The organism is Paenibacillus cucumis (ex Kampfer et al. 2016), assembly GCF_019748695.1.
Classification (GTDB): Bacteria; Bacillota; Bacilli; order Paenibacillales; family Paenibacillaceae; genus Paenibacillus; species Paenibacillus polysaccharolyticus.
The window spans coordinates 36279-43072 of sequence record NZ_JACLIC010000038.1 but is presented as its reverse complement, the minus strand read 5'-3'; the positions used below and the strand labels follow the sequence as shown (position 1 = coordinate 43072).

Genomic DNA, 6794 nt, shown 5'->3' with positions numbered 1-6794 from the left:
CGAGTGTCCAATTGGATTAGGGGGCTTTAAAGCCAGAAACCTTATTTAGGCGTTTTTCACAACCTAAAAAATGTAACGATCACCAGTGACCTTATTTCAATGGAAACATGTGATTTTTACCCATTTTCCATCGAAATAACTAAAATAGCATCTCCTGAGATCGTTACATTCTTAAATCACCTGAAATGGAGCAAATAGGCTCATCTGTGATCGTTAGCGCCCGCTTCGAGTCCCTAAAGTCAATCCGCTCACAGATCTTTTCTCTCAAATAACCGGATCGTGACGACATACGAAACAAAAAACAAGGTCACTATGGCTATGGCAATCCCCACGATAATGGGTGTTGTGATCAGCCCATCTTTACCCGCAACATCAAGAATAAACGCAGTCGGTTGAGCAAGAACAATTAAACAAACGAAGAAAACCGTATTAATAATGCCTGCTCCCTTTTTGCTGAGTGCATAGAAAAGTGGCATATAAATAGATACCAGTATAAATACCAACCCCATAGAAATAAGGATATCCAACAGGGAATAATGAGGTTTGTTGAGTTCAGGATAATTCAGGTTAACAATCGTGTGAATGCCGTAGGATACAAGCACTCCAAACAGGGAATAGAGAATGGAAGACAGATACTTTGCTTGCACGATCTGTTTGCGACTGACTGGAAGTGTAACTAAAAAGTTATGATTATGGTTTTTGATATCAATCATCGTAGCTAGCATAATCGAGCCAAAAGCCGTATAAATCCCTACGAGATACATGGACATTTCCATCTTCGGAATAAACGCCCAACTGAAAATCACCACATACAGAGCAATAATCCACAAAGAACTTCTCAGTGCAATAAAGTCTTTACGAAGCAGATTAAGCATGTTGACGCCCCCCTTTTGCCGTGAAATAAATCAAGTCTTCCAACGCCGGCCTATGCAAAAGAGCCTCACTGCCGAACATGCGCTGTGCCTCCACTTTGTTGTCCGATAACGCTTCAAAACCAATCGTTGTTTCACGTATGCCAACGAATTGACGCCGGGTATCCGCATCCAGTAGATCCATATCGCCTTTCACAATGGTGTAGCGCTCAAGTACGTCGTCTTTGGCCTCATTAAAAATCAGCTTGCCTTGATTAACAAAAGCGATATAGTCCGCGATCCGCTCCAGATCCGTCGTAATATGTGTCGAGAAAATGATGGATTTGGCCTCGTCCTGTATCATGCCGGCCAGTAGATCAAGCAGCTCTCTCCGAAAAACCGGGTCAAGACCGGATGTTGGTTCATCCATGACAAGCAGATCGGCATCATGAGACAAGGCAACCGCAAGCGAGAATTTGATCTTCATGCCTTTGGATAAATCCTGGATTTTCTTTTTTGGAGACAATTCGAATTGTTCCAAATAACTCTTGAATACGGCATGGTCCCAGCGACTGTAAAAAGGAGCGATTAACCTTGACATCTCCCTGATGGTCAAATGTTCATAATAAAAGCATTCATCGGACACAATACCGAGCCGCTGCTTGACAGCCACATCACCGCTCGGATTCTCACTGCCCAGCGTTCGCAATGTCCCCTGATCAGGATGGATGAGTCCGGTAATCATTCGGATTAATGTACTTTTTCCAGCTCCGTTTGGGCCAATGAGCCCTGTGATAAATCCCTGTTTCACATCTGTGGATATGTTATCCACCTTAAATAACGGATACCCTTTCGTAACATTCCGCAATTCTATCGCATTCATCTTGCCTATTCCTCCTCTAACAGCAAAGTAAGATGATGAATCAAATCCTGTGCGCTCATGCCCAGTTCCTTGCTCTCCTGAATAACCTCAAGCATCTTCGCTTCTAATTGCTTCATACGTCTCTCGCGGATAAAATCCTGATTTGCACCGGATACAAAACTTCCCTTGCCAACCACGGAATCAATCAGTTGCTCTTTTTCCAGTTCTTCATACACACGTTTCGTCGTAATGACGCTGACTTGCAAATCCTTCGCAAGTTGACGGATGGAAGGAAGATGGTCTCCTGCTGCCAGTTCTCCGTTCAGAATGCTCTGCCGAATCTGGGATAAAATCTGGATATAGATGGGATCGCTCGATGCATTGGATATCCGTATATTCATTTTCTTTCTTTCACCTCATTGCCATTGTTTCATATTAATAACCAGGCATAGTGTATATATATAATATACACACTATATCCGGTTTAGGTCAACCTTTTTTATCCATTTTCTTACCTCCAATAGAAAAAACAAAAAAAAAGAACGACAGTCCCCTGTCGTCCAAATCTTTACATCCGTCGTTTCGATTATATTTGCTGTCTGTGTCACTCGCTTCGTCAATTCCATCTAAGGTGACACTACGCACCTGTAACAACCTTATCCACCAGACCATATTCCACCGCTTCGGCTGCGGTGAGGAAATAATCGCGGTCAGAGTCTTTTTCAATGCGCTCCAGCGGCTGGCCTGTATGGTCTGCAAGCAACTGATTCAGACGCTGGCGGTGCTGGATAATCCGGTTTGCATGTATCAGCATATCGGATGCCTGCCCGCGTGTACCTCCATGCGGCTGATGAATCATAATCTCGCTGTTCGGTAACGCCATTCGTTTCCCCTTGGTGCCGCCCACCAGCAAAATCGTACCAAAACTCGCCGCCATACCGGTACAGATCGTCGAAATATCCGGCTTCACAAACTGCATCGTATCATAAATGGAGAAACCTGCTGTCACCGATCCCCCCGGACTGTTAATGTACATCTGAATATCTTTATCCGGGTCCTCGGCACTCAAAAACAATAATTGGGCCACAATGGCATTGGCCATCTGATCTTCAATCTCTCCTGACACCATAATGATGCGGTCCTTCAGCAAACGTGAATAAATATCATAACTCCGCTCACCGCGAGCGGTCTGTTCAACAACGTAAGGTACTACGTTCATATGTGTCGCCTCCTTATATTAGGCAGCCATGATGACCGTATACGCACTTCCATAAGACATTGGATTCGTGCTCGAAGTGACATAACCGTACATCACTGGCTGCATCGCTCGAGACGGCAGAACCTGTTGCAGAATCGTACCCGCCACAGCTATCGGATCATGCATACGGTTCAGGCACAGATCAATTAGACGTGCAGTATCTCCTTGACGGAAAGCCATCAGATAATTGCGGAGCTGCTCTTGCTCCAGATCTGCGGACTCTTTCATCGTCCCCTGTTCCAATGCAGCATCCATCCCTGCTTCCTCCAATGTATGCCTAACCTTGGTTAAAGCTGTACGGGCACGGCTTAATGCCGCTTTTACAGCACCTTCGGTTGTATGCAGCATCTCAGCGGTTTCTGCCGCCTTATATCCCATGATTTCACGTAATATATAGATTGCTCGTTGCCACGGTGGCAAGGTGTGAACTAACAGCTGCACCGCAGACTCCAGCTCTTCAAATGATTCTTCTTCCGTACATTCGGACATCACAGATTTCATCTCCGCGAGAATAGATCGAAGCTTCTCCTGCTTACGAATTCCATCAATCCATGTATTGCGTGCAATCCGAATCAGATAAGCCTCCCAATTAAACGACGCGTTTGATCTTTCGGAAGCTTGCACCACCTCTGACGATAATCCCTTAAGACAGGTTTCCTGTACGAGATCCTCTGTCTCTGTCACTGATTTGGTCAATGACAAGCAATATGCATAGAGTGAAGCCATCAAATCAGGCAATATATCGTGCAACATGGGGTGCGAAATACGTTTCCCATCAGCATCCTTTGTACAATCCATATCATATCTCTGATTCGTTGTAGTAATCTGATTTATTGAACTAGCTTGATTCATTTGATTGGTAATTCCGCCATCTCCAACATGATCCGTCTTGTAATTACGCGTGTTACTCCATTCATGCTCAAGTCTGTTGACTTCGCAATCTGCGGACTTCACAAAGGCCATCTCGGGGGCCCCCCTTTGCTGGTTCCTGATTAAGTGTTTCATTATGTAAACGAAGAACCTCCTGAAAAGGATACGCTCTTCTAAATTTATTTTTTACAACAAAATCTATTCCTCAACCTCAAATTCTCCAATTTCAATGCCGAATCCTGATTTCACATCGAATCTTAGCCCAGCGTCACCGTCATGCCTGTTCGTGCTATGGTAATGCCCTGATCCAGTTTATAGTCCTGCCTTACATCTACATCATGGGACATATGTGTAAAATAAGTGTATCCCGGCTTCAGCTCTCGCAAAAGCTCCTGCGCCTCCTGCATATCGTACACCGAACGCGTTGAAAACTCCGCCAGCTCATGCACAAAACTTGTGCCCAATACCAGTAGATCCAGTCCATACAACAGTTCCTTCTCGTCTTCCTTCAAATCTATAGCATCCGAACAGTAAGCCCAAGCATACCCCCTACGTTCCAATCGATAAGCGTACGAAAATCCATTGTGTCCGTGACACACTTTCCAGGAGCGAATCGTCCATCCACCGAGTTCAATCCCGTTATCCGTTTCCATAAAATCCATGTGACGAGCGAGCCACGGAAATTGTCCCTGTATCGTAACGATTACCTCACGCGGGGCATACAGCTTACCCTTCACGCCTAGCCAGCGGCACGCATCCGCCCATTCCGGCAGGCCGCCGATATGATCAAAATGCGCATGTGTAATCAGCAACGTATGCACCATACGCATTCCCTGATCTTCCATCTGAGAACGCCAGTCCGGCCCGCAGTCGATCATAAACATCCCGTCTTCAGGCTGATCTTCCACGTGACTACCATCATGAATCATGACCGATGAACGTTTTCGTCGATTTTCTCCTGTCTGCCTCGCCTCTGCACATACCTCACAACTACAATACACCCTTGGGACACCCATGGCGTCGCCTGTGCCCAGAAATGTGAGCTGATTCATTCCGCATTCCCCTCTCGCTCCCTGAAGCCGATTCAGCTCAGATGTGATGTCTCTTCCTTCGTAATCAACAAAGTTGTGCCACAAATATTTTATGTAAATTGTAATCCCCTACCTCCGCTTTTGCAAAAAAAAGACTCCCCCACTCACAGCTCATCACAGCTGGCCGGGAAAGTCTGTCGTCTGACCGGGCTGGAGAAACCCAGCCTCAGACACGATGATTCCATATGCGTCCGCTCACACCAGCGCACGCAGTTTCAACGTCAGTTCACGGCCAGCAGGAACCTCTAAGGCATCCGTGATGACCCAGTTACATGCCAGACGTTGCTCTAGCACCTCAGCCTGTTCTGCAGTCAACTGCAAACCGGTGATGATTCCCTCACCCACCGCGAAATCCTTGTCTACTTGCAGATTAAATGCTTTTTCCAGCCAGATGCCCAGGCCGCCACGTGTATTAAACGTAATTCGATACCCGTTCCGTACAGCCCCTTCCAAGTTCTCACCATGCTCGTCCGCATAGGAGAAAAACGTATCGTACCGATAATGCTCTTCGGATACGGTATCAAATGCCGCTACATCCTTGGCTTGAATCGCTTTTAATATATCCGCTTCTGGCATGCCCTTGCCGCGGGCCTGCTCCAGCCGAATCGCTGTGCTTTGGGACAATTTGATCTCTGTACTCATTACGGTCACACCTCTCTTCAATTACGATTATGCCAACATGTGTATTAGTATACTTCCTATTATAACCTTTTCGTAGTAAAAAACCTCCATCTCGGCATGCCGTAAAATGAAGGTTCACATTAGCTGCTACAGTCCCGCCAGTACCTGATACCATACGCCGCGTTTGGAATACAGTGTCTTCCGCACCTCATCCCATCCACCCAGATAGTTGATATCAAACAGTCCCGCTGGTGTCGGGAACGATTCTTTCGTCTCGGCAAATACGTCCGGGTCTACCGAGCGGAAGCCGTGTTTCGCAAAAATACGCTGCGCTTCAGGTGTCCGCAAGTATGCGATAAAGGCTTCCGCCAGCTCCCGATTGCCATGTTTGTCAGCATATTTATCCACCACCACTGCAGGATTTTCGATGAGTATTGTATTTTTGGGCACCACGATATCATAATCTACACCCTTTGCGATTCGAGCGAGCAATTCATTCTCGTATGTTACGATGACGTCGCCTACACCGTATTCAAATGCCGCCATCGAGGAACGGCCACTCTTATCCAGGGATTCAACGTTCTGGTGCACCTCTTCCAGAAATGCTTTGGCTGCGGCAGGGTCTTTCTTGCCCTCTTTCTCCTCCGAAAGCTTCAATCCTGCACCATAGATTGCATTAATATCCCACTGTGCACCACCGGATGTTTTCGGGTTAGGATACAGCACCTTTACGCCAGGTTTGGTTAAATCCTGAAAATCTTTAATCCCAAGTGGATTGCCTGCTCGTGTTCCCAGTACAACGATTGAACGAGTAATCATGCCCTCATTCGGCGTTTGTTTCCAATCCGTAGTGACCAGCTTGGCCTTCACCAGTTTATCGATGTCACTTTCCATCGCCAGCAAGGCTACATCCGCTTCGAACCCGCCGACGATCGCTCTAGCTTGAGTTCCTGAGGCTTCATAAGACTCTTGAAAATTAATACTCTGTCCCGTTTTGGCTTTCCATTCTGCCTGGAACTTGGGCAACAGTTCACCTACCGCATCTTTCGCTACGCTATATGCACCAATAACCAGTGTGTTCGAAGAATCCCCACTCGAAACCCCGGCTGGCTGCCCTGGCTCCTGCTTGCTGCATCCGGCAGTCACACAGACGAGCACAAGCATCAGGATCACGTATAGAGGTATAAATTTCTTATTGTTTTGGCTCGTCTGCATGGCCGCTCCTTCTTTCATTTCTGCTT

General features: G+C 46.6%; 8 protein-coding genes. All 8 read right to left on the bottom strand.

Features of this window, described 5'->3' with window-relative positions; all coding sequences use genetic code 11:
* Window positions 1-248: 248 nt before the first annotated feature.
* The 8 genes from H7T88_RS21580 to H7T88_RS21545 all read right to left on the bottom strand — a co-directional run bounded on the left by H7T88_RS21580 (window position 249) and on the right by H7T88_RS21545 (window position 6786).
* Window positions 249-875, bottom strand: a complete 627-nt coding sequence (locus H7T88_RS21580; protein WP_221790225.1) for an ABC-2 transporter permease — start codon at window positions 873-875, stop codon at window positions 249-251.
* On the bottom strand, window positions 868-1734 hold the full coding sequence (locus H7T88_RS21575) for an ABC transporter ATP-binding protein (protein WP_221790223.1): 867 nt from the start codon (window positions 1732-1734) through the stop codon (window positions 868-870). The genes H7T88_RS21580 and H7T88_RS21575 overlap by 8 nt, the downstream gene beginning before the upstream one ends.
* A 5-nt stretch (window positions 1735-1739) precedes the next feature.
* Window positions 1740-2114 carry a GntR family transcriptional regulator gene (locus H7T88_RS21570; protein WP_090918040.1) on the bottom strand — a complete coding sequence of 125 codons (375 nt, stop codon included), beginning with the start codon at window positions 2112-2114 and terminating at the stop codon, window positions 1740-1742.
* A 236-nt stretch (window positions 2115-2350) separates the two neighbouring features.
* Window positions 2351-2932 (bottom strand): ATP-dependent Clp endopeptidase proteolytic subunit ClpP, encoded by a 582-nt coding sequence (clpP, locus tag H7T88_RS21565; protein WP_123063326.1) that lies wholly within the window; start codon window positions 2930-2932, stop codon window positions 2351-2353.
* 18 nt (window positions 2933-2950) lie between these two features.
* Window positions 2951-3934 carry an RNA polymerase sigma factor gene (locus H7T88_RS21560; RefSeq protein WP_260511055.1) on the bottom strand — a complete coding sequence of 328 codons (984 nt, stop codon included), beginning with the start codon at window positions 3932-3934 and terminating at the stop codon, window positions 2951-2953.
* 164 nt (window positions 3935-4098) lie between these two features.
* Window positions 4099-4893: an MBL fold metallo-hydrolase gene (locus H7T88_RS21555; RefSeq protein WP_221790221.1), complete on the bottom strand. Its 795-nt coding sequence runs from the start codon at window positions 4891-4893 to the stop codon at window positions 4099-4101.
* Between the two features lie 234 nt (window positions 4894-5127).
* Window positions 5128-5574 carry a hypothetical protein gene (locus H7T88_RS21550; protein WP_221790219.1) on the bottom strand — a complete coding sequence of 149 codons (447 nt, stop codon included), beginning with the start codon at window positions 5572-5574 and terminating at the stop codon, window positions 5128-5130.
* Window positions 5575-5700: 126 nt separating this feature from the next.
* Window positions 5701-6786, bottom strand: a complete 1086-nt coding sequence (locus H7T88_RS21545; protein WP_260511054.1) for a sulfate ABC transporter substrate-binding protein — start codon at window positions 6784-6786, stop codon at window positions 5701-5703.
* Window positions 6787-6794 lie beyond the last annotated feature (8 nt).